Consider the following 23,764-nt stretch of genomic DNA (forward strand, 5'->3'; position numbering starts at 1 on the left):
CGAGGAGAGCGACGTGGCCAACCCCGTACCCCCGCGCGACCGGACCGACCAGCCCTGGCGCTCGGAAGGGGCACCGCCGCCCCCGCCGCAGAAGAAGAAGATGCCCGGCGGCTGGGGCAGCCTCGTCCTCACCGCGCTCGCCGTCTACCTCATCGCCAACCTCGTGCTGTCCTTCTTCAACGAGGGCGACGGGCCGACGATCTCGTACACCGAGTTCAGCAAGCAGGTCACCGCCGGGAACGTCACCAAGATCTACTCCAAGGGCGACGCCATCCAGGGCCAGCTGAAGGAGAAGCAGCCGGTCCCCGACGGCAAGGGCGACTACACCAAGTTCCAGACCCAGCGGCCCGCCTTCGCCGACGACGACCTGTGGGCGCAGCTCACCCAGCAGAAGGTCACCGTCACCGCCGAGCCCGTGGTGCAGGAACGGTCCTTCCTCGCCAACCTCCTCCTCTCCCTCGCCCCGATGCTGCTCCTCGTCCTCCTCTGGGTCTTCATCGCCCGCCGGATGAGCGCCGGCATGGGCGGGGGAGGCGGCATGCTCGGCCGCAAGCAGCCGCCGAAACCGGTCGAGCTGGAGGGCGGCAAGCGCACCACCTTCGCCGACGTGGCCGGCATCGACGAGGTGGAGGGCGAGCTCAACGACGTCGTCGACTTCCTCAAGAACCCGCAGGCCTACCGCGAGATGGGCGCCAGGATGCCCCGCGGCGTCCTCCTCGCCGGTCCTCCCGGCACCGGCAAGACGCTCCTCGCGCGGGCCGTCGCGGGCGAGGCCGGAGTGCCCTTCTTCTCCGCCTCCGCCTCCGAGTTCATCGAGATGATCGTCGGCGTCGGCGCCTCCCGCGTCCGCGAACTCTTCGCCGAGGCCCGCAAGGTCGCCCCCGCGATCATCTTCATCGACGAGATCGACACCATCGGCCGCGCCCGCGGCGGCGGCTCCGGCATGGGCGGCCACGACGAACGCGAACAGACGCTCAACCAGATCCTCACCGAGATGGACGGCTTCACCGGCTCCGAGGGCGTCATCGTCCTCGCCGCCACCAACCGCGCCGACGTCCTCGACCCCGCCCTCACCCGCCCCGGCCGCTTCGACCGGATCGTCCACGTCAACCCGCCCGACCGCGGCGGCCGCGAGGCCATCCTCAGGATCCACACCCGGCGGATCCCGCTCGCCAAGGACGTCGACCTGGAGCAGGTCGCCCGCACCACCCCCGGCATGACCGGCGCCGAACTCGCCAACCTCGCCAACGAGGCCGCCCTCCTCGCCGTCAAGCGCGAGCAGAAGTCCGTCACCCAGTCCGACCTCTCCGACGCCCTGGAGAAGGTCCAGCTCGGCGCCGAACGGCCCCTCGTCATGCCCGAGGAGGAGCGCCGCCGCACCGCGTACCACGAGAGCGGCCACGCCCTCCTCGGCATGCTCCAGCCCGGCGCCGACCCCGTCCGCAAGATCACCATCGTGCCGCGCGGCCGCGCCCTCGGCGTCACCCTCTCCACCCCCGACGCCGACCGGTACGCCTACACCGAGGAGTACCTGCGCGGCCGGATCATCGGCGCCCTCGGGGGCATGGCGGCCGAGCAGGTCGTCTTCGGCGTCATCACCACCGGCGCCGAGAGCGACCTCGAACAGGTCACCAGCATCGCCCGCGGCATGGTCGGCCGCTGGGGCATGAGCGAGACCGTCGGCCGGCTCACCGCCATCCCGAGCGACGCCCAGCAGGCCTACGGGCTCTCCGCCGCCCCCGCCACCCTCGACACCGTCGACGCCGAGATGCGCCGGATCGTCGACGAGTGCTACGACGACGCCGTACGGCTCCTGAACGAGCACCGCGACAGGCTGGACGCCCTCTCCGCCGCCCTGCTGGCCGCCGAGACCCTCGAAGAGGACGCGGCCTACCGGGCGGCCGGCATCGACCGCCCGGACCCGGACGCCCCCGAGCCCGGCGTCGGCCCCCGTCCGGAGGCGCCCGCCTGAGCCCGGACCGCTAGACCACGCGCGCGACCACGTACCGGAAGACGTTCGGCATCCACACCGTGCCGTCGGCGCGCCGGTACGGGGCCAGCGCCTCCTCGATCTCCTTCTCCACCTGCGAGGGGCCGGCGGCCCGCACGGCCGCGTCGAAGGCGCCGGTGGAGAGCAGCCCGCGCACCGCGCTGCCCTCGTCCGCGTAGCCGAACGGGCAGGCCACCCGCCCCGAGCCGACCGGCCGCAGGCCGGCCCGGACGGCGAGCGCGGCCAGGTCGGTACGGGGGGAGGGGCGGCGGTCGGCGAGCCGGTCCGCGAGCCGCAGCAGCGGCTCCGTCGCGCACCGCTCCGGCGGTCCCCAGCCGGCCAGCACGACCGCCGTGCCGGGTTGGGCCGCCCGGGTGAGGTCGGCCGGCCCGAAGGCCGTGCGGTCGGCCGCGTGGAAGGCGGTGACCACGTCGTACGGACCGTCGCCGGGCACCTCGGGGGCGACCGTCACGGACTCGGGGAGACGGGCCCTGGCGAGCTCCACGCGCGCGTGGTCCCGTTCCGCCCCGGTGGCCGAGGCGCCCCGGGCCGCCGCCATCAGCAGGGCCAGGCCGGTGCCGCAGTCCAGGCCGAGCAGGCGGGTTCCCGGGCCGACGCCGAGGCGTTCGTAGGCCGCCTCGTAGAGCGGGACGAGCATCCGCTCCTGGATCTCGGCCCAGTCGCGCGCGGGGTGGTGCGGGACGAGCGTAGGTGTCATGGATCAGGCCCCATTCCGTGCCGGACGACAGCCCCCCGTAGTCAGGGAACTGCGCTTCGCGTCCGGCGTCCAGTGCTCGTACCGGACGACTCGGGACGAGTTCGGTGCGCGGCCCCGGGGACGCCGCGGGGGAGGGGGTCGGTGCCCGAAGTCGGGCACCCGCCCGGTAGTGTCCCGTCCCACACCGCCCCGGCGTGCGTGACGCGACCGCACGCCGGGGCGTATGCGCCCGCTGTGCACCAGCTGTGGACGCCTGGGTACCGACTGACGGGTACGTGCAAAATATTTGAGTTGCCCCGTAATGGAACCCGGAAGCGATCCGGCTCGTTGTACCCGACGTGAGCACGACACCACCTGTCCTCGCCGCAGAGCTGGCGCAGGCGTGGGCCGACATTCAGCGGCACCACCCCGAGCTGCCGGACCTCGCCGCGCCCGAGTCCCTGATCGGAGAGTCCTCGTCCGCCTGCGGCGCCGAACTCTCCTTCGAGCGACTGCTCCACGAGGCAGTCCACGGCATCGCCGCCGCCCGGGGTGTCCGTGACACCTCCCGCGCCGGCCGCTACCACAACCGCAGATTCCTGGCGATCGCCGAGGAGATGGGCCTCGACCATCCGGAGGAGCCGCACGCCAGCAGCGGCTTCTCCCTGGTCACGCTCAACCCCGAGGCGAAGCGGCGGTACCGGCCCACCATCGAGCGCCTCCAGCGCGCCCTCAGGGCCCACACCGTCGCCACCGCCGCGGACACCAAGCGCTCCTTCCGCGGACCGGCGGCCCGGCACGGCTCCTCCGGCGGCGGCGTCCGCGTCAAGGCCGTCTGCGACTGCGGGCGCAACGTCCGCGTGGTCCCCTCGGTGCTCGCCCAGGCCCCGATCGTCTGCGGCGGCTGCGGCAAGCCCTTCCGGATCCCCGAGACGGTGGGCGCCGCAGGCTGACCCGTCGGCGTGTGGCACAATGGACAGCTGTACTCGACAGTCGCACAGGACCCCTCTCTCCTCCGGCTGACGCGTCCATCGGGCACCCGAGTACCGCAACCCCACGTGGCATCTCAAGTGCCCCACCACGTCAAGACCAGGAGACACCACTCCAGTGGCAGTCAAGATCAAGCTCAAGCGCCTCGGCAAGATCCGCCAGCCGCACTACCGCATCGTCGTCGCCGACTCGCGCACCCGTCGTGACGGTCGCGCGATCGAGGAGATCGGCCTCTACCACCCGACGTACAACCCGTCGCGTATCGAGGTCGACTCCGAGCGTGCGCAGTACTGGCTGTCCGTCGGCGCCCAGCCGACCGAGCCCGTCCTCGCCATCCTGAAGCTCACCGGCGACTGGCAGAAGCACAAGGGCCTCCCGGCCCCCGAGAAGGCTCTGCTCGTCCCGGCGACCAAGGAAGCCAAGCGCGCCTCCTTCGACGAGTTCGCCAAGGCCCTCGAGGGCGCTGACGACAAGGGCGAGGCCATCACCCCGAAGGCCAAGAAGGCCAAGGCGGACGAGGCCGAGGCCGAGTCCACCGAGTCGACCGAAGCCTGATCATGCTCGAGGAGGCTCTTGAGCACCTCGTGAAGGGCATCGTCGACAACCCCGACGACGTGCAGGTCGCCTCGCGCAACCTGCGTCGCGGCCGCGTGCTCGAGGTCCGGGTCCACCCGGACGACCTCGGCAAGGTGATCGGCCGCAACGGCCGCACCGCGCGTGCGCTGCGTACCGTCGTGGGCGCCATCGGCGGCCGTGGCATCCGCGTCGACCTCGTCGACGTGGACCAGGTCCGCTGAAAGTTTGACACCGGCACGGGCCGGGGAGGGCGGTCTGCCCTCCCCGGCCCGTTGCCGTACGACAGGAGAGTTCACCAGTGCAGTTGGTAGTCGCGCGGATCGGCCGCGCCCACGGGATCAAGGGCGACGTCACCGTGGAGGTGCGCACCGACGAGCCCGAGCTGCGGCTCGGCCCCGGCGCCGTCCTGCTCACCGACCCCGCCTCCGCCGGGCCGCTGACCATCGAGTCCGGCAAGGTCCACAGCGGCCGGCTGCTGCTCCGCTTCGAGGGCGTCCGCGACCGCAACGCCGCCGAGGCGCTCCGCAACACCCTCCTCATCGCCGAGGTCGACCCGGCGGAACTCCCCGAGGAGGAGGACGAGTACTACGACCACCAGCTCGTCGACCTCGACGTGGTCCTCGCCGACGGCACCCTCATCGGCGCGATCACCGAGATCTCCCACCTGCCGTCGCAGGACCTGTTCATCGTCGAACGCCCCGACGGCACCGAGCTGATGATCCCCTTCGTCGAGCAGATCGTCACCGAGATCGACCTGGAGAACCAGCGGGCCGTCATCGACCCGCCGCCCGGCCTCATCGACGACCGCGCCGAGATCGCCTCCGCCCGCGACGCCGAAGAGGACGACCAGGCATGAGGCTCGACGTCGTCACGATCTTCCCCGAGTACCTCGAACCGCTGAACGTCTCCCTCGTCGGCAAGGCCCGCGCCCGCGGACAGCTCGACGTCCACGTCCACGACCTGCGGCAGTGGACGTACGACCGGCACAACACCGTCGACGACACCCCCTACGGCGGCGGCCCCGGCATGGTCATGAAGACCGAGCCCTGGGGCGACGCCCTCGACCAGACCCTCGCCGACGGCTACGACGCCGGCGCCCACGGACCCGTCCTCGTCGTCCCCACCCCCAGCGGCCGCCCCTTCACCCAGGAACTCGCCGTCGAGCTCTCCGAGCGGCCCTGGCTGATCTTCACCCCCGCCCGCTACGAGGGCATCGACCGGCGCGTCATCGACGAGTACGCCACCCGCGTCCCCGTCTACGAGGTCTCCATCGGCGACTACGTCCTCGCCGGCGGCGAGGCCGCCGTCCTGGTGATCACCGAGGCCGTCGCCCGCCTCCTGCCCGGCGTCCTCGGCAACGCCGAGTCCCACCGCGACGACTCCTTCGCCCCCGGCGCCATGGCCAACCTCCTCGAAGGGCCCGTCTACACCAAGCCCCCCGAGTGGCGCGGCCGCGAGATCCCCGACGTGCTGCTCAGCGGCCACCACGGCAAGATCGCCCGCTGGCGCCGCGACGAGGCCTTCCGCCGCACCGCCGCCAACCGGCCCGACCTCATCGAGCGCTGCGACCCCGCCGCCTTCGACAAGAAGGACCGCGAGACCCTCTCCCTCCTCGGCTGGGCCCCCGAGCCCGGCGGCCGATTTTGGCGCAGGGTCGAGGGCGTGGAAGAATAGGTGACTGCCGTCCGTCCGGCGCGCGCCCCTGCCACAGGGGGAGCCGCCCGCCATCGACCGGACGGCGTCCCCATCGATTCGTACGTCACCGCTGATGGCCTGTGGCATCGGCGAGGAAAGAGACCTCCATGGCCTCCCTGCTCGACCAGGTGAACGCGGCTTCCCTCCGCTCCGACCTGCCCGCCTTCCGTCCCGGCGACACCGTGAACGTCCACGTGCGCGTCATCGAGGGCAACCGCTCCCGTATCCAGCAGTTCAAGGGCGTCGTCATCCGCCGCCAGGGCTCCGGCGTCTCCGAGACCTTCACCGTCCGCAAGGTCTCGTTCTCCGTCGGCGTCGAGCGCACCTTCCCGGTGAACAGCCCGATCTTCGAGAAGATCGAGGTCGTGACCCGCGGTGACGTCCGTCGCGCCAAGCTCTACTACCTCCGCGAGCTGCGCGGCAAGGCCGCCAAGATCAAGGAGAAGCGCGACCGCTGAGCTCCGGCTCACCGCTCACGCGACGCTTCACGCTCCTCGTACAGGCGGGCCGGATAGGCTCACCCCCCGATGGACACCGAAGCACAGCACACGGAGCGCGACCCCTCGTCCCCGGCGGATCCCCCACCGGATCCCGCCTCGGACGACGGGTCGCGCTCCGTGCGCGTTTCCGGACCCTCCTGGCGCCGGACCGGTCTCACCGGCGCCGCCTGCGTGGTCTTCCTCCTGCTCCTCAGCCACTTCGTCGCCCAGCCCTTCCTGATCCCCAGCGGCTCCATGGAGCCCACCCTCCAGGTCGGGGACCGGATCCTGGTCAACAAACTGGCGTACCGTTTCGGCAGCGAGCCGCGCCGTGGTGACGTCGTCGTCTTCGACGGCACCGGATCCTTCGTCCGGGAACACCCCGCGGGCAACCCGGTCACCGGCCTCCTGCACGACGCCGCGGCCGCCCTCGGGCTCGCCGCCCCCGACGAGACCGACTTCGTCAAGCGGGTCGTCGGCGTCGGCGGCGACCGGGTCGTCTGCTGCGACGAGGACGGCCGGATCACCGTCAACGGCACCCGCGTCGCCGAGCCGTACCTCACCCCCGGCGACCGCCCCTCCGACGTGCCCTTCGACATCGTCGTCCCCCCGGGCACCCTCTGGGTCATGGGCGACCACCGCAGCCAGTCCAGCGACTCCCGCGACCACCTCGGCAGCCCCGGCGGCGGCATGGTCCCCGTCGACAAGGTCGTCGGCCGCGCCGACTGGATCGTCTGGCCCTTCGCCCGCTGGACCACCGTGACCGAGACCGACGCGTACGACGCCGTGCCGGCGCCGCCCGCCTCCGGTCACCCCACCGGACCGCGGGGGAGCGGACATGGGTAGCCGCGGCCGCCGCGCCGGCGAGGACCCCGGCGCCACCCAGGCGCCCCCCGGCCGAGCCGAACGCCGCAGACTGGCCCGCAGGGTCAGACGGCGCCGGCAGCGCTCCGCCCTCCGCGAGATCCCCATCCTCGTCGGCGTCGCGGTGCTCATCGCCCTCGTCCTCAAGACCTTCCTCGTCCAGGCCTTCGTCATCCCGTCCGGCTCCATGGAGCAGACGATCAAGATCGACGACCGCGTGGTCGTCGACAAGCTGACCCCCTGGTTCGGCTCCGAGCCCCGGCGCGGCGACGTCGTCGTCTTCGAGGACCCCGGGAACTGGCTCCACCAGGACCCCGCACCCGCCGCCGACGACCCCGTCGGGATCAAGCAGATCAAACAGGCGCTGACCTTCATCGGCCTGATGCCCTCCGCCGACGAACGGGACCTCATCAAGCGGGTCGTCGCCGTCGGCGGGGACACCGTCCGCTGCTGCGACGAGGACGGCCGGATCACCGTCAACGGCGTGCCGGTCGACGAGCCGTACCTCAACCCCGGCGACAAGCCCTCCGCCATCCCCTTCGAGGTGAAGGTCCCCGAAGGCCGGATCTTCGTCCTCGGCGACCACCGCTCCGACTCCGCCGACTCCCGCTACCACCTCGACGAACCGGACCGGGGCACCATCGCGGAGGAGCGGATCGTCGGCCGCGCGGTCGCGATCGCCTGGCCGCTCGGCCACTGGCGCGGCCTGGAGGAGCGCGAGGCCTTCGCCGCCGTACCGGACGCGCCCCCGACCACCGGGGCCGCACCGGGCGCGTCGCATACTGTGTCCTCGCGGAACGCGAACGGAATGCCCTGGCCGCCGACCCCTGCGGAACTCCTGCTCGTTATGGGAGTGGCGGGCCTGTCCCTGTTCCGGGACGGGCACTTGCACCGAGTGAGGAGTGGATGTGGGGGAAGTGGCCGTCGGCGCGCGTTCCGGACAGGACGGGCCCGAGGACAGGGCCGACGGGGCCAGAGGTGAGAACGTGACGGAAGACAACACCAGCGGCGACGGCACGCCGCCGCCCGGCGACGAGCCGGAGCAGACCGACGAGAACGGCGCCCGCCCGAGGAAGCAGCGTTCCTTCTGGAAGGAACTCCCGCTGCTCATCGGCATCGCGCTGATCCTCGCGCTGCTCATCAAGACCTTCCTGGTGCAGGCGTTCTCGATTCCCTCGGAATCGATGATGAACACCCTGAAGAAGGGCGACCGGGTCCTCGTCGACAAGCTGACCCCCTGGTTCGGCTCCGAGCCCGAACGCGGCGAGGTCGTCGTCTTCCACGACCCGGGCGGCTGGCTGGAGACCGCCGAGACGCCCAAGCCCAACGCGATCCAGAAGTTCCTCAGCTTCATCGGCCTCATGCCGTCCGCGGAGGAGAAGGACCTCATCAAGCGGGTCATCGCCGTCGGCGGCGACACCGTCTCCTGCAAGGAGGGCGGCAAGGTCGTCCTCAACGGCAAGGAGCTCGACGAGACCGCCTACCTCTACCCCGGATCCGTCCCCTGCCAGGACTCCTTCGGCCCGATCAAGGTCCCCCAGGACCGCATCTGGGTCATGGGCGACAACCGGCAGAACTCGCTCGACTCCCGCTTCCACCAGGAACTCCCCGGCGGCGGCACCATCGCCGACGACCAGGTCGTCGGCCGCGCCGTGGTCGTCGCCTGGCCGATCACCCGCTGGGCCACGCTGCCCGTCCCGGAGGTCTTCGACCAGCCGGGCCTCGACCCCGCGTCGGCCGCCGCCCCCGCGGCGCTGCCCGCCGCGGCCGGTCTCGCCGGAGCACTGCCCCTGGTGCTGTGGCGCCGGAGGAAGCGGGCCGCACGGCATACCGCCGAGTAGCTTCCCGCGGGTAGGGTGCCGTCCCAGATCGTCGACAGACCTCTGGGGTGCACATGAGCGGGACCACGAAGAACCGCGACGGCCACGGCCGCCTCGGCAGCGTGCTGTCGGGGCTGGCCGTGGCCGTCGGCTTTCTGCTCTTCCTCGGCGGCCTCGCCGGCGGAGCCCTCCTCTACCGGCCGTACACCGTCCCCACCGGCTCCATGGCCCCCACCCTCGACGTGGGCTCCAAGCTCCTCGCCCAGCGCATCGACGGCGACGAGGTCCGGCGCGGCGACGTCGTCGTCTTCGAGGACCCCCTCTGGGGCCAGGGGACCATGGTCAAGCGGGTCGTCGGCGTCGGCGGCGACACCGTCGCCTGCTGCGGCACCGACGGACGCCTCACCGTCAACGGCGCCCCCATCGAGGAACCGTATCTGCCGACCGGAACCGCCGGCCCGGCCCGCGCCTCCACCGAGGACTTCACCGCCACCGTCCCCGCGGACGGCCTCTTCCTCCTCGGCGACGACCGCATCACCTCCCTCGACTCCCGCACCCACCTCGACGACGCCGCCCAGGGCTCCGTCCCCCGCTCCGCCGTCGTCGCCCGCGTCGACGCCGTCGCCTGGCCCCTCCCCGGCGGCCTCGTGGACCGCCCCGCCGCCTTCGCCGCCCTCCCGGGCGGCACCTCCGACCCCGGCCCCGTCACCCTCCTCCTGACCGCCGTCGCCGCCGGCACCGCCCTCATCCTCGGCGGCGCCGCCTACGGACCCCTCGCCACCCGCCCGAGGGGGCGCGGGAAGAGCGCGGGGGAGAAGGTGAAGGCATGACCGACGGCACGACGGAGACGGACGCACAGGTGCGACAGGTCGCCCGGATCGTCCTCCTCGACCCCGACGACCGCATCCTGCTCCTGCACGGCCACGAACCCGACGACCCCGCCGACACCTGGTGGTTCACCCCCGGCGGCGGCCTGGAGGGCGACGAGACCCGCGAACAGGCCGCACTCCGCGAACTCGCCGAGGAGACCGGCCTCACCGACGTCGAACTGGGACCCGTCCTCTGGCGGCGCCACTGCTCCTTCCCCTTCGCGGGCCGCCGCTGGAACCAGGACGAGTGGTACTACCTCGCCCGCACCCGCCACACCGGCCCCGTACCCGGCCCCCAGGCCCTCACCGAGCTGGAGACCCGCAGCCTCTCCGGCCAGAGATGGTGGACCTCCGCCGAACTGTCGGCGGCCCATGAGACCGTGTACCCCATCAGGCTCGCCGAGCTGCTGCGCACGCTGCTCGACGAGGGAGCCCCGAGCACGCCCGTCGTACTCGCCCCGGAAATCGTCCAAGGGGCGCCCGCGACTGGCGCACAATAGGGGGACGCACGGCTGAAGGGGAACATGCCATGAGCGCCGAGGACCTCGAGAAGTACGAGACCGAGATGGAGCTGAAGCTCTACCGGGAGTACCGCGACGTCGTCGGGCTGTTCAAATACGTGATCGAGACCGAGCGGCGCTTCTACCTCACCAACGACTACGAGATGCAGGTGCACTCGGTCCAGGGCGAGGTCTTCTTCGAGGTCAGCATGGCCGACGCCTGGGTCTGGGACATGTACCGACCGGCCAGGTTCGTCAAGCAGGTCCGCGTCCTCACCTTCAAGGACGTCAACATCGAGGAGCTCAACAAGAGCGACCTCGAACTCCCCGGCAGCTGACCCCTCCGCACCACCGCCCGCGCGGCTCACCCGTGTGAGTGAGGCGGTCCTCCGCGACCGCCCACCCGTCCACAGCCCCGCACACGCCCGGACCCCCCTCCGTCACAGTCGGTGACGGAGGTGGTCCCATGAACGCGACCCGAGCACTCGGACGGTACGGAGAGGAACTGGCAGCCCGCCGGCTCACCCGCACCGGAGTGCACATCCTCGCCCGCAACTGGCGCTGCGGCCGCGAAGGAGAGATCGACATCGTCGCCCTGCACGGCGACACCCTCGTCATCTGCGAGGTCAAGACCCGGCGCATCGGCCGCTTCGAACACCCCATGGCCGCCGTCACCCCCCACAAAGCCGCACGACTCCGGCACCTCGCCCACTGCTGGCTCGACCGCACCGGCACCCCACCACCCGCCGGCGGCGTCCGCATCGACCTCATCGGCATCGTCCTGCCCCGCCGCGGCGCCCCCGTCCTCACCCACGCCCGCGGGGTGGCCTGATGGGATTCGCCCGCACCTGCTCCGTCGCCCTCGTCGGCGTCGAAGGCGTCGTCGTCGAAGTCCAGGCCGACCTCGAACCCGGCGTCGCCGCCTTCACCCTCGTCGGCCTCCCCGACAAGAGCCTCAGCGAGAGCCGCGACCGCGTCCGCGCCGCCGTCGTCAACTCCGGCGCCGAATGGCCCCAGAAGAAACTCACCGTCGGCCTCAGCCCCGCTTCCGTCCCCAAGAGCGGCTCCGGCTTCGACCTCGCCGTCGCCGCCGCCGTCCTCGGCGCGGCCGAACGGATCGACCCCCGCTCCATCGCCGACCTCGTCCTCATCGGCGAACTCGGCCTCGACGGACGCGTCCGCCCCGTCCGCGGCACCCTCCCCGCCGTCCTCGCCGCCGCCGACGCCGGCTACCACCAGGTCGTCGTCCCCGAACAGACCGCCGGCGAGGCCTCCCTCGTCCCCGGCGTCTCCGTCCTCGGCGTCCGCACCCTCCGCCAGCTCATCGCCGTCCTCGCCGGCGAACCCGTCCCCGACGAGGACCCCCTCGAACAAGGCCGGCCCGACACCATGCTCGCCGGACTCCTCGTCCCCGGCGCCGGCATCGGCACCGGACTCGCCCCCGACCCCGGCGAAGGCCCCGACCTCGCCGACGTCGCCGGCCAGCACACCGCCCGCCGAGCCCTGGAGATCGCCGCCGCCGGCGGCCACCACCTCCTCCTCACCGGACCCCCCGGCGCAGGAAAGACCATGCTCGCCGAACGCCTCCCCGGCATCCTCCCGCCCCTCACCCGCCAGGAATCCCTCGAAGTCACCGCCGTCCACTCCGTCGCCGGCATCCTCCCGCCCGGCGAACCCCTCGTCCGCCGCGCCCCCTACTGCGCACCCCACCACTCCGCCACCATGCAGTCCCTCGTCGGCGGCGGAAACGGCATCCCCCGCCCCGGTGCCGCCTCCCTCGCCCACCGCGGCGTCCTCTTCCTCGACGAAGCCCCCGAGTTCTCCACGAAATCCCTCGACGCACTCCGCCAGCCCCTCGAATCCGGACACGTCGTCATCGCCCGCACCGCCGGCGTCGTCCGCCTCCCCGCCCGCTTCCTCCTCGCCCTCGCCGCCAACCCCTGCCCCTGCGGCCGCCACACCCTCCACGGCGCCGGCTGCGAATGCCCGCCCTCCGCCGTCCGCCGCTACCAGGCCCGCCTCTCCGGACCCCTCCTCGACCGCGTCGACCTCCGCGTCGAAGCCGAACCCGTCACCCGGGCCGACCTCCTCGGCCGGGGAGGCCGCGGCGACCCCACCACCACCGTCGCCGACCGCGTCCGCGAAGCCCGCGCCCGCACCACCGCCCGCCTCACGGGCACCCCCTGGACCCTCAACAGCGAGATCCCCGGCCACGAACTCCGCACCCGCTACCCCACCGCCCCCGGAGCCCTCGCCCACGCCGAACGCGACATCGAGCGAGGCCTCCTCACCGCCCGCGGCCTCGACCGCGTCCTCCGCGTCGCCTGGACCATCGCCGACCTCGCCGGACACGACCGCCCCGGCCCCGACGACCTCGCCCACGCCCTCGAACTCCGCACCGGCATCACCCGGGGCGTCCCCCTCACCACCGGAGACCGCCCATGACCCCCCACCCGCCGGACACCGAACGACTCGCCCGCGCCGCCCTCACCCGCATCCTCGAACCCGGCGACGAACAAGCCGGCCGCGCCCTGCGCACCCACGGCGCCACCCCCCTCCTCACCCTCCTCCGTGACCCCCGCGAACCCCCGCTCCCCGACGTCGGCCCCCGCCGCCTCGCCGGCTGGCGCCACCGCGCCCGCAGCACCGCACCCGAAGCCGACCTCGACCACGTCACCCGCCTCGGCGGCCGCTTCCTCATCCCCGGCGACCCCGACTGGCCCACCCAGCTCGACGACCTCGGCGACGCCCGCCCCCTCGGCCTCTGGACCCGGGGACCCGCCGCCCTCCGCACCTGGGCCCTGCGCTCCGTCGCCCTCGTCGGCGCCCGCGCCTGCACCCCGTACGGCGCCCACACCGCCGCCGACCTCGCCGCCGGCCTCAGCCGCCACGGCTGGATCGTCGTCTCCGGCGCCGCCTACGGCATCGACGGCGCCGCCCACCGCGGCGCCCTCGCCGCCGGCGGAGCCACCGCCGCCGTCCTCGCCAGCGGCGTCGACACCCCTTACCCCCGCGGCCACACCGGACTGCTCGAACGCATCGCCCGCCAAGGCCTCCTCATCGGCGAACTCCCACCCGGCAGCCACCCCACCCCCAGCCGCTTCATCCTCCGCAACCGCGTCATCGCCGCCCTCACCCGCGGCACCGTCGTCGTCGAGGCCCGGCACCGCAGCGGATCACTCGCCACCGCCCGCGCCGCCCTCCGCCTCGGCCGCCACACCATGGGCGTCCCCGGCCCCGTCACCAGCGCCCTCTCCGCCGGCGTCCACGAACTCCTCCGCGACGGCGCCGGCCTCGTCACCGACGCCGACGAGATCATCGAACTCGTCGGCGCCATCGGCGAGCTCGCCCCCGCCCGACGCGGCCCCGTCCTCCCCCGCGACCTCCTCGCCCCCGCCATCGCCCAGGTCCTCGAAGCCCTCCCCGCCCGCCCACCCGCCCCCGCCGACGAGATCGCCCGGCGCGCCGGCACCACCCCCGACGAGGCCCTCGCCCGGCTGTACGAACTCCACGCCCTCGGTCACGCCGAGCGGGACGGCGACGGATGGAGGTTGACGAACAGCGGCAAGCAGGTGTCGAACGCGCGGCATGGCGGTCCTTGACCTGGCGCATTCGGGTGAAAAGGTGAAGCCGATGAGGAACCGAGTTCCCCCGGCCGCCCCCGAGGGGCCGACGCGCGCCACGGCACGGGTTCGAAGATGTGGCCGACCACGCCCCCCGGGACCGCTGCCATCCGTTCCCGTTCGCTCACCGCGACACCACACTCACGCTACGCTCACCAGGATTCCCCACAGGACACCCAGACCGACGCACTCGACAGCAGAACGGCTCAAGGCGACGCATGCCCCAGCACACCTCCGGGTCTGACCGCGCTGCGGTGCCCCCCGCAGCCCGGGGCGCCGTGCGGCCGGCCGCGCCGACCTCCCTCGACGAACTGTGGCGCTCGTACAAGTCCACCGGTGACGAACGACTGCGGGAACAGCTGATCCTGCACTACTCGCCCCTCGTGAAATACGTCGCCGGACGCGTCAGCGTCGGCCTGCCGTCCAACGTCGAACAGGCCGATTTCGTCTCCTCCGGAGTGTTCGGCCTCATCGACGCCATCGAGAAGTTCGACGTCGAGCGCGCCATCAAGTTCGAGACCTACGCCATCACCCGCATCCGCGGCGCGATGATCGACGAACTCCGCGCCCTCGACTGGATCCCCCGCTCCGTGCGCCAGAAGGCCCGCAACGTCGAGCGCGCCTACGCCACCCTCGAAGCCCAGCTCCGCCGCACCCCCAGCGAGACCGAGGTCGCCGCCGAACTCGGCATCCAGCTGGAGGAACTGCACGCCGTCTTCAGTCAGTTGTCCCTGGCCAACGTCGTCGCCCTCGAAGAGCTCCTGCACGTCGGGGGCGAGGGCGACCGGCTCTCCCTCATGGACACCCTGGAGGACACGGCCGCCGACAACCCCGTCGAGGTCGCCGAGGACCGCGAACTGCGCCGGCTCCTCGCCCGCGCCATCAACACCCTCCCCGAACGGGAGAAGACCGTGGTCACGCTCTACTACTACGAGGGCCTGACCCTGGCCGAGATCGGCCACGTCCTCGGCGTCACCGAGAGCCGCGTCAGCCAGATCCACACCAAGTCGGTCCTGCAGCTCCGCGCCAAGCTGGCCGACGTCGGGCGCTGACCCCGCCCCACCGGTCGTACAGTGGAGCCGTGCCCAGGATTCGAGCGGCCTCCGTGGCCGAGCACCGGACCATGCAGCGCGGCGCCCTGCTGGACGCCGCGCGATCCCTGCTGTCCGAGGGCGGGACGGAGGCGCTGACCTTCCCCGCACTCGCCGAGCGAACCGGCCTCGCCCGATCGTCGGTCTACGAGTACTTCCGCTCCCGCGCCGCCGTCGTCGAGGAACTGTGCGCGGTCGACTTCCCCGTCTGGGCCGCCGAGGTCGAACTCGCCATGGCCGACGCCGACACCCCCCAGGACAAGGTCGCCGCCTACGTCCGCAGGCAGCTCGACCTCGTCGGCGACCGCCGCCACCGCGCCGTCGTCGCCATCTCCGCCGGCGAACTCGACGACGGCGCCCGCGAGAAGATCCGCGCCGCCCACGGCGGCCTCGTCACCATGGTCGTCGAAGCCCTCGCCGACCTCGGCATGGCCGAACCCCGCCTCGGCGCCATGCTCCTCCAGGGAGTCGTCGACGCCGCCGTCCGCCGCATCGAACTCGGTGTCGCGGAAGACCCCGACAGCATCGCCGAGGCCGCGGTCACCATGGCCCTCCACGGCGTCACCGGCCCCACAGCCTGAACCGAGGCCCCTCCCCCCTCTCCCCGCCCCCGCGCCCCCCGCCCCCCGCCCCCCTCCCGCCCTCGGTGAAGTCAGCTCGCCCAAGGTGCCGCCGGCGGCGCGGGCGGTGCGTAGGGCACCGCCGGCGCGGGTGGCGCCGCCGGTGCCGTCGTCACCGGCAGGAGGCGTGACGGCCCCCTCCTGAGGAGGGTCAGGGGGTCGAGGTAGCGGTCGCCCCTGCGGAGGCCCCAGTGGAGACAGGAGCGGGGGCAGTGGGTGCCGGGTGCCACGTGGGCGAGGGGGTCTCCGGCGCGTACGCGGTCGCCGGCGCGTGCGAGGGGGGTGACGGGGGTGAAGGTGGTGCGGAGCGGGGGCGTGCCGGTGCGGGGGAGGGTGAGGGTGAGGGTGCCCCGGCCGCCGACGGGGCCGGCGAAGGTGACGGTGCCGTCGGCGGGGGCGCGGACGGTGGCGCCTTCGGGGGCCGCGAGGTCGATGCCCCGGTGACCGGGGGCGTAGGGGCCGGCGGGGGGCCGCCAGGAGCGGGTGATCTCGGGGACGGGCGGGCCGAGGGGCCAGCAGAGGGTGAGGGCGAGGAGGAGGGTCGTCGTCGTGTGCATGGGCCGAGCCTGTCCCGTGGGCACGGAGGGTGACCGCGGGGGCGGTTTTCTGTGGACGAGGGGCGGTCTGTGGACGGTGTCGTCACCCGGCGCTCCCGGGGTCCCGTACACTTCCTATGGCGACCCGGGTCACCGGGTCGACTTCGCACGCCCCGCCACTCGGCTCCTGGAGCACGGTGGCAGCGCCTTTCGGTCCTTCGTGGCACGGCGCGCCGGGGCGTCAGGAACACAACCGAGAAACCCAAGGAGATGGCCATGGCCGTCGTCACGATGCGGGAGCTGCTGGAGAGCGGCGTCCACTTCGGTCACCAGACCCGTCGCTGGAACCCGAAGATGAAGCGCTTCATCTTCACCGAGCGCAACGGCATCTACATCATCGACCTGCTCCAGTCGCTGTCGTACATCGACCGCGCCTACGAGTTCGTCAAGGAGACGGTCGCCCACGGTGGCTCCGTCATGTTCGTCGGTACGAAGAAGCAGGCCCAGGAGGCCATCGCCGAGCAGGCGACGCGTGTCGGCATGCCGTACGTCAACCAGCGTTGGCTCGGTGGCATGCTCACCAACTTCTCGACCGTCTACAAGCGTCTGCAGCGCCTCAAGGAGCTCGAGCAGATCGACTTCGAGGACGTCGCGGCCTCGGGTCTCACCAAGAAGGAGCTCCTGGTCCTCTCGCGCGAGAAGGCCAAGCTGGAGAAGACCCTCGGTGGTATCCGCGAGATGCAGAAGGTGCCGAGCGCCGTCTGGATCGTCGACACCAAGAAGGAGCACATCGCCGTCGGCGAGGCTCGCAAGCTCAACATCCCGGTCGTCGCGATCCTCGACACCAACTGCGACCCCGACGAGGTCGACTACAAGATCCCGGGCAACGACGACGCGATCCGCTCCGTCACCCTGCTCACCCGCGTGATCGCCGACGCCGTCGCCGAGGGCCTCATCGCCCGTTCCGGTGCCGCGACCGGTGACTCGAAGCCGGGCGAGAAGGCCGCCGGCGAGCCGCTCGCCGAGTGGGAGCGCGACCTGCTCGAGGGCGAGAAGAAGGCCGACGAGACCGTCGAGGCCGAGGTCCAGGCCTCCGCCGAGACCGAGAAGGCCGCCGAGGCCGAGGCTCCGGCCGAGACCGAGGCTCCGGCCGAGCAGGCCTGACCCTTCCGCACTCCGGAACACCGCGAAGGTGACGGCGGGGGCCCAAGAAGCCCCCGCCGTCCCTCCGTAGATCTTCGTAGATCTTTCTGACTTCGAGAGAGAAACAGACTCATGGCGAACTACACCGCCGCTGACGTCAAGAAGCTCCGTGAGCTCACCGGCGCCGGCATGATGGACTGCAAGAAGGCCCTCGAAGAGGCCGACGGCGATGTCGACAAGGCCGTGGAGGCCCTGCGCATCAAGGGCCAGAAGGGTGTCGCCAAGCGCGAGGGCCGCTCCGCCGAGAACGGCGCCGTGGTCTCCCTCATCGCCGACGACAACACCTCCGGCGTCCTCGTCGAGCTGAAGTGCGAGACGGACTTCGTCGCCAAGGGTGACAAGTTCCTCGCCGTCGCCAACGCCCTCGCCGCTCACGTCGCCGCCACCAAGCCGGCCGACATCGCGACGCTGCTCGCCTCCGAGATCGAGGCCGGCAAGACCGTGCAGGCCTTCGTGGACGAGGCCAACGCCAACCTCGGCGAGAAGATCGTCCTGGACCGCTTCGCGGCCTACGCCGACGGCTACGTCTCCGCGTACATGCACCGCACCATGCCGGACCTCCCGCCGCAGATCGGTGTCCTCGTCGAGCTCGACAAGGAGAACGCCGAGGTCGCCAAGGGCGTCGCGCAGCACATCGCCGCCTTCGCGCCGAAGTACCTCACCCGTGAGGACGTCCCGGCCGAGGTCGTCGACTCCGAGCGTCGCATCGCCGAGGAGACCACCCGCGCCGAGGGCAAGCCCGAGGCCGCGATCGCCAAGATCGTCGAGGGTCGCGTGAACGGCTTCTTCAAGGACGCCACGCTGCTCGGCCAGCCGTACGCGCTGGACAACAAGAAGTCCGTCCAGCAGATCCTGGACGAGGCCGGTGTCACCCTGAAGCGCTTCACCCGCATCAAGGTCGGCATCTGAGTCCTCGCCCACGCGACGGACACCGGACCCGGGTAGGGTCTGAGACAGTCGTCCCGCCCCGCGCGGGACGACCGCAGATGTGACGAGGAGGCCATTGCCGTACGGGAAACCCACGAGGACCCAGGGCAATGGCCTTCTTCGTATGTGTACGAGGAGATCACCATGAATCAGGGCGCCGTACAGGGCGATGACAACAGCGGCAAGAAGCTCGGCCGCTACATGCTGAAGCTGTCGGGGGAGGCCTTCTCCGGCGGTACCGGTCTCGGCGTCGACCCCGACATCGTGCACGCCATCGCGCGTGAGATCGCGGCCGTCGTCCGGGACGGAGCCGAGATCGCCGTGGTGATCGGCGGCGGCAACTTCTTCCGTGGCGCCGAGCTCCAGCAGCGCGGCATGGACCGGGCCCGCTCGGACTACATGGGCATGCTCGGCACCGTGATGAACTGCCTCGCCCTCCAGGACTTCCTGGAGAAGGAGGGCATCGACTCGCGCGTCCAGACGGCCATCACCATGGGCCAGGTCGCCGAGCCGTACATCCCGCTGCGCGCCGTCCGCCACCTGGAGAAGGGCCGCGTGGTCATCTTCGGCGCGGGCATGGGCATGCCGTACTTCTCCACGGACACCACCGCCGCCCAGCGTGCCCTGGAGATCGACGCCGAGGCCCTCCTCATGGGCAAGAACGGCGTCGACGGGGTCTACGACTCCGACCCGAAGACCAACCCCCACGCGGTCAAGTTCGACGCCCTCGAGTACAGCGAGGTCATCACGCGCGACCTCAAGGTCGCCGACGCCACCGCCATCACGCTGTGCCGCGACAACAAGCTCCCGATCCTCGTCTTCGAACTGCTCGCCGAGGGCAATATCGCGCGCGCCGTGACGGGTGAGAAGATCGGCACGCTCGTGAGCGACCAGGGCACCCGGGCCTGAGGCCCGACCTCCACCGGGAACCGCCCCCCACGGGGCTGGACGACAGCCCTGCCGGTCGTACACCGTGCAGGACACAACGCGACGACACGCAGGAGCATGTGGTGATCGAAGAGACCCTCCTCGAGGCCGAGGAGAAGATGGAGAAGGCCGTCGTGGTCGCCAAGGAGGACTTCGCCGCGATCCGCACCGGCCGTGCGCACCCGGCGATGTTCAACAAGATCGTGGCCGACTACTACGGCGCCCTCACCCCCATCAACCAGCTGGCCTCGTTCTCGGTGCCGGAGCCGCGCATGGCCGTGGTGACCCCGTTCGACAAGAGCGCCCTGCGCAACATCGAGCAGGCCATCCGCGACTCGGACCTCGGCGTCAACCCGAGCAACGACGGCAGCATCATCCGTGTGGTCTTCCCGGAGCTGACCGAGCAGCGCCGCAGGGAGTACATCAAGGTCGCCAAGGGCAAGGCCGAGGACTCCAAGATCTCGATCCGCTCCGTGCGCCGCAAGGCCAAGGAGACCATCGACAAGCTCGTCAAGGACGGCGAGGTCGGCGAGGACGAGGGCCGCCGCGCGGAGAAGGAGCTCGACGACACCACCGCGAAGTACGTCGCGCAGGTGGACGAGCTGCTGAAGCACAAGGAAGCCGAGCTCCTCGAGGTCTGATGAACGACTCATCCTGGGGGGCGCCGGCGGCCGGTTCAGGTCTCGGCGGACCCGACCAGGGGCCTGCCCCGGCGGGTCCCGCCCACGATCGGCACACGGCGGCGCAGACTCGCCCCATGCCCATCGTGCCCGACGTACCCGCCGGCGGATTCCAGGACGGACACGGTCGGGGGGCCGCCCACCAGGGCGGTCCCCTGTTCCGTGACGAGACCCCGCACGAGCACCCGCAGGAGCCCATGCCCAGCCCCGTACCGCCTCCTCCGCCGTCCGCGGCCCCCGCGCCGCGGCAGAAGAAGAGCGCGGGCCGGGACCTGGGCGCGGCCATAGGGGTCGGCGTCGGCCTCGGGGCCGTGATCATCGCGTCGCTGTACATCTGGCCGCCGGCGTTCGTCGGCGTGGTGGCGGTGGCCGTGGTCGTCGGCCTCTGGGAGCTGACGTCCCGGCTCCAGGAGCGCAAGGGGATCAAGGCGCCGCTGGTGCCGCTCGCGGTCGGCGGCGCGGCGATGGTCGTCGCCGGCTACGTGCGGGGACCCGAGGGCGCCTGGGTCGCGATGGCCCTGACCGCGCTCGCGGTGCTCGTCTGGCGGATGACGGAACCCCCCGAGGGGTATCTGAAGGACGTCACGGCGGGCGTCTTCGCCGCGTTCTACGTGCCGTTCCTGGCGACCTTCGTGGTGCTGCTGCTGGCCGCCGACGACGGGCCGTCGCGGGTGCTGACCTTCCTGCTGCTCACGGTGGTCAGCGACACCGGGGCGTACGCGGTGGGCTGGCGGTTCGGCAAGCACAAGCTGGCGCCGAGGATCAGCCCCGGAAAGACCCGCGAGGGGCTCTTCGGCGCGGTGGCCTTCGCGATGGCGGCCGGCGCGCTGTGCATGCAGTTCCTGATCGACGACGGCACCTGGTGGCAGGGTCTGATCCTCGGCCTGGCGGTGGCGGCGAGCGCGACGCTCGGCGACCTCGGCGAGTCGATGATCAAGCGGGACCTCGGCATCAAGGACATGGGGACGCTGCTCCCCGGCCACGGCGGCATCATGGACCGGCTGGACTCGCTCCTGCCGACGGCGCCCGTGGTGTGGCTGCTGCTGGCACTGTTCGTCGGAACGGGTTGACGGACAGCGGGTACTCTGGAAGGGCTCGGGACGTGCGTCCCGGGCCCTTTCGTCGTCCTCGCCACCGCGGGGACGGTCCAGTGAGGTCGCTCCGGCACCGCCGTGCCGCGCTCCCCGCCGTCGCGGGACGTCCGACCTCGTGCCTGTTTGAGGAGAGACGCCGCCGTGGCTCGTCCGCTGCCCGGAGAACTCACTTTCGTCGCCCCGCGCGGAGCCAAGAAGCCGCCGCGGCACCTCGCCGACCTGACGCCCGCGGAGCGGAAGGAGGCCGTCGCCGCGATCGGCGAGAAGCCCTTCCGCGCCAAGCAGCTGTCGACCCACTACTTCTCGCGGTACGCGCACGACCCCGCCGCGTGGACCGACATCCCGGCCGCCGCGCGGGAGAAGCTCGCCGGTGAGCTGCTGCCCGACCTGATGTCGGTGGTGCGCCACATCTCGTGCGACGACGACACCACCCGCAAGACGCTGTGGCGCCTCCACGACGGCACCCTCGTCGAGTCGGTGCTCATGCGCTACCCGGACCGGGTGACCATGTGCATCTCCTCGCAGGCCGGCTGCGGCATGAACTGCCCGTTCTGCGCGACCGGCCAGGCCGGTCTCGACCGGAACCTGTCGACCGCCGAGATCGTGCACCAGATCGTCGACGGCATGCGCGCCCTGCGCGACGGCGAGGTGCCCGGCGGGCCCGCGCGCCTGTCGAACATCGTCTTCATGGGGATGGGCGAGCCGCTCGCCAACTACAAGCGGGTCGTCGGCGCCATCCGCCGGCTGACCGACCCCGAGCCCGACGGCCTGGGGCTCTCCCAGCGCGGGATCACCGTCTCCACGGTGGGCCTGGTCCCGGCGATGCTGCGCTTCGCCGACGAGGGCTTCAAGTGCCGGCTCGCGGTCTCGCTGCACGCCCCGGACGACGAGCTGCGGGACACCCTGGTGCCGGTGAACACGCGCTGGAAGGTGCGGGAGGTGCTGGACGCGGCCTGGGAGTACGCCGAGAAGTCCGGGCGCCGGATCTCCATCGAGTACGCCCTCATCCGGGACATCAACGACCAGGCCTGGCGCGGTGACCTGCTGGGCAGGCTGCTCAAGGGCAAGCGCGTGCACGTCAACCTCATCCCGCTCAACCCGACGCCCGGGTCGAAGTGGACGGCGTCCCGGCCGGAGGACGAGAAGGCCTTCGTCGAGGCGATCGCCCGGCACGGCGTGCCGGTGACCGTCCGCGACACCCGCGGGCAGGAGATCGACGGCGCCTGTGGACAGCTGGCGGCCTCCGAACGCTGACCTTGTACCCTGTGCTCGAACACACCTGCATATTCCGACAGGGGAGCGCCACAGCGCTGAGAGTGCGGTAACCGTAGACCGCAGACCCTCTGAACCTCGCCCGGGTCATTCCGGGTAGGGAGTTCGGTCGTAACTCGAGCTGTTGCGCCCTGCCCGCGTCCGGTCTCCCCGGACGCGGGCAGGGCCGCGTCTCTTCCTGGTCCCACCCAGGAGGACAACACATGCACACCAAGAAGGCCGCCGCCGTCGCGCTGGCCGCGGCGCTCGGCGTCACGAGTCTCGCCGCCTGCTCCACCGAGGACCTCCGCGAGGCCGCGGGGAAGTCCGGGGAGCCCGTCCCGAAGACCGTGACCCTCGTCAGCCACGACTCCTTCAACGCCTCCGAGGAGGTGCTGGCGGAGTTCACGAAGCAGACCGGTCTCACCGTGAAGGTGCTGAAGGCCGGGGACGCGGGCGAGGCCGTCAACAAGGAGATCCTGACCAAGGGCTCCCCGCAGGGCGACGTCTTCTTCGGCGTCGACAACACGCTGCTCTCCCGCGCCGTCGACAACGGCATCTTCGAGACGTACGAGGCGAAGGGCCTGGACCGGGTCCCGGACACCTTCGAGCTCGACGAGCGGGTCACCCCGATCGACACCGGCGACATCTGCGTCAACTACGACAAGAAGTACTTCGCGGACAGGAAGCTGGCGCCGCCGCAGAGCTTCGACGACCTGGCGAAGCCGGAGTACAAGGACCTGCTCGTGGTGGAGAACCCGGAGCGGTCCTCCCCGGGCCTCGGCTTCCTCCTCGGCACGATCGCGAAGTACGGCGACGACGGCTGGCAGGACTACTGGTCGAAGCTGAAGGCGAACGGCGTGAAGACCGTCGACAGCTGGGAGCTCGCCTACAACCAGGAGTTCTCCGGCTCGGCCGGCGGCAAGGAGGCCAAGGGCGACCGCCCGCTGGTCGTCTCCTACGCCTCCAGCCCGCCGGTGGAGGTGCTGTACGCGGAGCCGCAGCCGAAGGAGGCCCCCACCGGGGTGTCCACCGGCACCTGCTTCCGGCAGATCGAGTTCGCCGGCCTGCTGAAGGGGGCGAAGAACCCCGAGGGCGGCAAGGCGCTGATCGACTTCCTGGTGTCGAAGAAGTTCCAGGAGGACATGCCGCTCCAGATGTTCGTGAACCCGGTGGCCGAGGACGCGGTCCTGCCGGAGCTGTTCACGCGGCACGGCGTGGTCGTGGAGAAGCCGGAGACGATGGCGCCGGAGAAGATCGCCGAGAAGCGCGAGGCGTGGATCCAGCAGTGGTCGTCGCTCCTCAAGTGAGGCGTGACCGCGGGGGGAGCGC

General features: G+C 71.8%; 27 protein-coding genes. 25 read left to right on the forward strand and 2 right to left on the reverse strand.

Features of this window, described 5'->3' with window-relative positions; genetic code table 11:
- Positions 1-13 precede the first annotated feature (13 nt).
- A complete protein-coding gene (gene ftsH, locus IE287_RS07605) occupies positions 14-1,972 on the forward strand; it encodes an ATP-dependent zinc metalloprotease FtsH (protein WP_189848115.1) in 1,959 nt (652 codons plus the stop codon).
- A 10-nt stretch (positions 1,973-1,982) separates the two neighbouring features.
- On the opposite strand, the gene IE287_RS07610 is transcribed toward ftsH, so the two are convergent.
- Positions 1,983-2,708 (reverse strand): class I SAM-dependent methyltransferase, encoded by a 726-nt coding sequence (locus IE287_RS07610; RefSeq protein WP_189848116.1) that lies wholly within the window; start codon positions 2,706-2,708, stop codon positions 1,983-1,985.
- A 338-nt stretch (positions 2,709-3,046) separates the two neighbouring features.
- On the opposite strand from IE287_RS07610, the gene IE287_RS07615 reads away from it, so the two are divergent.
- From IE287_RS07615 to IE287_RS07695, 17 genes are all read left to right on the forward strand, one after another.
- Positions 3,047-3,640 (forward strand): hypothetical protein, encoded by a 594-nt coding sequence (locus IE287_RS07615; RefSeq protein WP_189848117.1) that lies wholly within the window; start codon positions 3,047-3,049, stop codon positions 3,638-3,640.
- A 154-nt stretch (positions 3,641-3,794) separates the two neighbouring features.
- Positions 3,795-4,232: a 30S ribosomal protein S16 gene (gene rpsP, locus IE287_RS07620; RefSeq protein ID WP_030759471.1), complete on the forward strand. Its 438-nt coding sequence runs from the start codon at positions 3,795-3,797 to the stop codon at positions 4,230-4,232.
- A 2-nt stretch (positions 4,233-4,234) separates the two neighbouring features.
- Positions 4,235-4,474 carry an RNA-binding protein gene (locus tag IE287_RS07625; protein WP_005311361.1) on the forward strand — a complete coding sequence of 80 codons (240 nt, stop codon included), beginning with the start codon at positions 4,235-4,237 and terminating at the stop codon, positions 4,472-4,474.
- A gap of 77 nt (positions 4,475-4,551) precedes the next feature.
- Positions 4,552-5,109 (forward strand): ribosome maturation factor RimM, encoded by a 558-nt coding sequence (gene rimM / locus IE287_RS07630; protein WP_189848118.1) that lies wholly within the window; start codon positions 4,552-4,554, stop codon positions 5,107-5,109.
- A complete protein-coding gene (gene trmD / locus IE287_RS07635; RefSeq protein ID WP_189848119.1) occupies positions 5,106-5,927 on the forward strand; it encodes a tRNA (guanosine(37)-N1)-methyltransferase TrmD in 822 nt (273 codons plus the stop codon). The genes rimM and trmD overlap by 4 nt, the downstream gene beginning before the upstream one ends.
- A 128-nt stretch (positions 5,928-6,055) precedes the next feature.
- A complete protein-coding gene (gene rplS, locus IE287_RS07640; protein ID WP_043229374.1) occupies positions 6,056-6,406 on the forward strand; it encodes a 50S ribosomal protein L19 in 351 nt (116 codons plus the stop codon).
- Between the two features lie 69 nt (positions 6,407-6,475).
- Positions 6,476-7,273, forward strand: a complete 798-nt coding sequence (gene lepB / locus IE287_RS07645) for a signal peptidase I (protein WP_189848120.1) — start codon at positions 6,476-6,478, stop codon at positions 7,271-7,273.
- Positions 7,266-8,273, forward strand: coding sequence for a signal peptidase I (gene lepB, locus IE287_RS07650; RefSeq protein WP_189848121.1), 1,008 nt, complete (start codon positions 7,266-7,268; stop codon positions 8,271-8,273). Before lepB (IE287_RS07645) ends, lepB (IE287_RS07650) begins: the two co-directional genes overlap by 8 nt.
- Complete coding sequence (gene lepB / locus IE287_RS07655; RefSeq protein WP_189848243.1) at positions 8,209-9,132, forward strand: signal peptidase I; 924 nt, start codon at positions 8,209-8,211, stop codon at positions 9,130-9,132. The genes lepB (IE287_RS07650) and lepB (IE287_RS07655) overlap by 65 nt, the downstream gene beginning before the upstream one ends.
- A 53-nt stretch (positions 9,133-9,185) precedes the next feature.
- Positions 9,186-9,941, forward strand: coding sequence for a signal peptidase I (gene lepB, locus IE287_RS07660; protein ID WP_189848122.1), 756 nt, complete (start codon positions 9,186-9,188; stop codon positions 9,939-9,941).
- Positions 9,938-10,480 carry an NUDIX hydrolase gene (locus IE287_RS07665; protein ID WP_189848123.1) on the forward strand — a complete coding sequence of 181 codons (543 nt, stop codon included), beginning with the start codon at positions 9,938-9,940 and terminating at the stop codon, positions 10,478-10,480. The genes lepB (IE287_RS07660) and IE287_RS07665 overlap by 4 nt, the downstream gene beginning before the upstream one ends.
- 29 nt (positions 10,481-10,509) lie before the next feature.
- Positions 10,510-10,818, forward strand: coding sequence for a DUF2469 domain-containing protein (locus IE287_RS07670; RefSeq protein ID WP_005311352.1), 309 nt, complete (start codon positions 10,510-10,512; stop codon positions 10,816-10,818).
- Positions 10,819-10,946: 128 nt separating this feature from the next.
- Positions 10,947-11,312: a YraN family protein gene (locus IE287_RS07675; RefSeq protein ID WP_189848124.1), complete on the forward strand. Its 366-nt coding sequence runs from the start codon at positions 10,947-10,949 to the stop codon at positions 11,310-11,312.
- Positions 11,312-12,925, forward strand: coding sequence for a YifB family Mg chelatase-like AAA ATPase (locus IE287_RS07680; RefSeq protein ID WP_189848125.1), 1,614 nt, complete (start codon positions 11,312-11,314; stop codon positions 12,923-12,925). Before IE287_RS07675 ends, IE287_RS07680 begins: the two co-directional genes overlap by 1 nt.
- A complete protein-coding gene (gene dprA, locus IE287_RS07685; RefSeq protein ID WP_189848126.1) occupies positions 12,922-14,082 on the forward strand; it encodes a DNA-processing protein DprA in 1,161 nt (386 codons plus the stop codon). Before IE287_RS07680 ends, dprA begins: the two co-directional genes overlap by 4 nt.
- A 239-nt stretch (positions 14,083-14,321) precedes the next feature.
- Positions 14,322-15,155 (forward strand): RNA polymerase sigma factor WhiG, encoded by an 834-nt coding sequence (gene whiG / locus IE287_RS07690; RefSeq protein WP_189848127.1) that lies wholly within the window; start codon positions 14,322-14,324, stop codon positions 15,153-15,155.
- A 53-nt stretch (positions 15,156-15,208) separates the two neighbouring features.
- On the forward strand, positions 15,209-15,775 hold the full coding sequence (locus IE287_RS07695) for a TetR/AcrR family transcriptional regulator (RefSeq protein ID WP_189848244.1): 567 nt from the start codon (positions 15,209-15,211) through the stop codon (positions 15,773-15,775).
- A gap of 71 nt (positions 15,776-15,846) precedes the next feature.
- Here IE287_RS07695 and IE287_RS07700 read toward each other — a convergent pair whose 3' ends face one another.
- A complete protein-coding gene (locus tag IE287_RS07700) occupies positions 15,847-16,371 on the reverse strand; it encodes a murein hydrolase activator EnvC family protein (protein WP_189848128.1) in 525 nt (174 codons plus the stop codon).
- 255 nt (positions 16,372-16,626) lie between these two features.
- On the opposite strand from IE287_RS07700, the gene rpsB reads away from it, so the two are divergent.
- The 7 genes from rpsB (at position 16,627) to IE287_RS07735 (ending at position 23,742) form a co-directional block, all read left to right on the forward strand.
- On the forward strand, positions 16,627-17,514 hold the full coding sequence (gene rpsB, locus IE287_RS07705) for a 30S ribosomal protein S2 (protein ID WP_189848129.1): 888 nt from the start codon (positions 16,627-16,629) through the stop codon (positions 17,512-17,514).
- A 111-nt stretch (positions 17,515-17,625) separates the two neighbouring features.
- Positions 17,626-18,462, forward strand: a complete 837-nt coding sequence (gene tsf / locus IE287_RS07710; protein ID WP_189848130.1) for a translation elongation factor Ts — start codon at positions 17,626-17,628, stop codon at positions 18,460-18,462.
- Positions 18,463-18,624: 162 nt separating this feature from the next.
- Positions 18,625-19,389: a UMP kinase gene (pyrH, locus tag IE287_RS07715; protein WP_189848131.1), complete on the forward strand. Its 765-nt coding sequence runs from the start codon at positions 18,625-18,627 to the stop codon at positions 19,387-19,389.
- Between the two features lie 101 nt (positions 19,390-19,490).
- On the forward strand, positions 19,491-20,048 hold the full coding sequence (gene frr, locus IE287_RS07720) for a ribosome recycling factor (RefSeq protein ID WP_189848132.1): 558 nt from the start codon (positions 19,491-19,493) through the stop codon (positions 20,046-20,048).
- Positions 20,048-21,157 carry a phosphatidate cytidylyltransferase gene (locus tag IE287_RS07725; protein WP_189848133.1) on the forward strand — a complete coding sequence of 370 codons (1,110 nt, stop codon included), beginning with the start codon at positions 20,048-20,050 and terminating at the stop codon, positions 21,155-21,157. The genes frr and IE287_RS07725 overlap by 1 nt, the downstream gene beginning before the upstream one ends.
- A 165-nt stretch (positions 21,158-21,322) precedes the next feature.
- Complete coding sequence (rlmN, locus tag IE287_RS07730) at positions 21,323-22,435, forward strand: dual-specificity RNA methyltransferase RlmN (protein ID WP_189848134.1); 1,113 nt, start codon at positions 21,323-21,325, stop codon at positions 22,433-22,435.
- Positions 22,436-22,656: 221 nt separating this feature from the next.
- A complete protein-coding gene (locus IE287_RS07735) occupies positions 22,657-23,742 on the forward strand; it encodes a thiamine ABC transporter substrate-binding protein (protein WP_189848135.1) in 1,086 nt (361 codons plus the stop codon).
- Positions 23,743-23,764: the final 22 nt, after the last annotated feature.

This window comes from Streptomyces omiyaensis (genome assembly GCF_014650895.1).
Classification (GTDB): Bacteria; Actinomycetota; Actinomycetes; order Streptomycetales; family Streptomycetaceae; genus Streptomyces; species Streptomyces omiyaensis.

Excerpts from the sequence above, each read along its gene's own strand:
- IE287_RS07610 (WP_189848116.1), bottom strand. The coding sequence starts at position 2,708 with ATGACACCTACGCTCGTCCCGCACCACCCCGCGCGCGACTGGGCCGAG.
- IE287_RS07625 (WP_005311361.1), top strand. The coding sequence starts at position 4,235 with ATGCTCGAGGAGGCTCTTGAGCACCTCGTGAAGGGCATCGTCGACAAC.
- trmD (WP_189848119.1), top strand. The coding sequence starts at position 5,106 with ATGAGGCTCGACGTCGTCACGATCTTCCCCGAGTACCTCGAACCGCTG.
- rplS (WP_043229374.1), top strand. The coding sequence starts at position 6,056 with ATGGCCTCCCTGCTCGACCAGGTGAACGCGGCTTCCCTCCGCTCCGAC.
- lepB (WP_189848120.1), top strand. The coding sequence starts at position 6,476 with ATGGACACCGAAGCACAGCACACGGAGCGCGACCCCTCGTCCCCGGCG.
- lepB (WP_189848121.1), top strand. The coding sequence starts at position 7,266 with ATGGGTAGCCGCGGCCGCCGCGCCGGCGAGGACCCCGGCGCCACCCAG.
- lepB (WP_189848122.1), top strand. The coding sequence starts at position 9,186 with ATGAGCGGGACCACGAAGAACCGCGACGGCCACGGCCGCCTCGGCAGC.
- IE287_RS07665 (WP_189848123.1), top strand. The coding sequence starts at position 9,938 with ATGACCGACGGCACGACGGAGACGGACGCACAGGTGCGACAGGTCGCC.
- IE287_RS07670 (WP_005311352.1), top strand. The coding sequence starts at position 10,510 with ATGAGCGCCGAGGACCTCGAGAAGTACGAGACCGAGATGGAGCTGAAG.
- IE287_RS07675 (WP_189848124.1), top strand. The coding sequence starts at position 10,947 with ATGAACGCGACCCGAGCACTCGGACGGTACGGAGAGGAACTGGCAGCC.
- IE287_RS07680 (WP_189848125.1), top strand. The coding sequence starts at position 11,312 with ATGGGATTCGCCCGCACCTGCTCCGTCGCCCTCGTCGGCGTCGAAGGC.
- dprA (WP_189848126.1), top strand. The coding sequence starts at position 12,922 with ATGACCCCCCACCCGCCGGACACCGAACGACTCGCCCGCGCCGCCCTC.
- whiG (WP_189848127.1), top strand. The coding sequence starts at position 14,322 with ATGCCCCAGCACACCTCCGGGTCTGACCGCGCTGCGGTGCCCCCCGCA.
- IE287_RS07700 (WP_189848128.1), bottom strand. The coding sequence starts at position 16,371 with ATGCACACGACGACGACCCTCCTCCTCGCCCTCACCCTCTGCTGGCCC.
- rpsB (WP_189848129.1), top strand. The coding sequence starts at position 16,627 with ATGGCCGTCGTCACGATGCGGGAGCTGCTGGAGAGCGGCGTCCACTTC.
- tsf (WP_189848130.1), top strand. The coding sequence starts at position 17,626 with ATGGCGAACTACACCGCCGCTGACGTCAAGAAGCTCCGTGAGCTCACC.
- pyrH (WP_189848131.1), top strand. The coding sequence starts at position 18,625 with ATGAATCAGGGCGCCGTACAGGGCGATGACAACAGCGGCAAGAAGCTC.
- IE287_RS07725 (WP_189848133.1), top strand. The coding sequence starts at position 20,048 with ATGAACGACTCATCCTGGGGGGCGCCGGCGGCCGGTTCAGGTCTCGGC.
- IE287_RS07735 (WP_189848135.1), top strand. The coding sequence starts at position 22,657 with ATGCACACCAAGAAGGCCGCCGCCGTCGCGCTGGCCGCGGCGCTCGGC.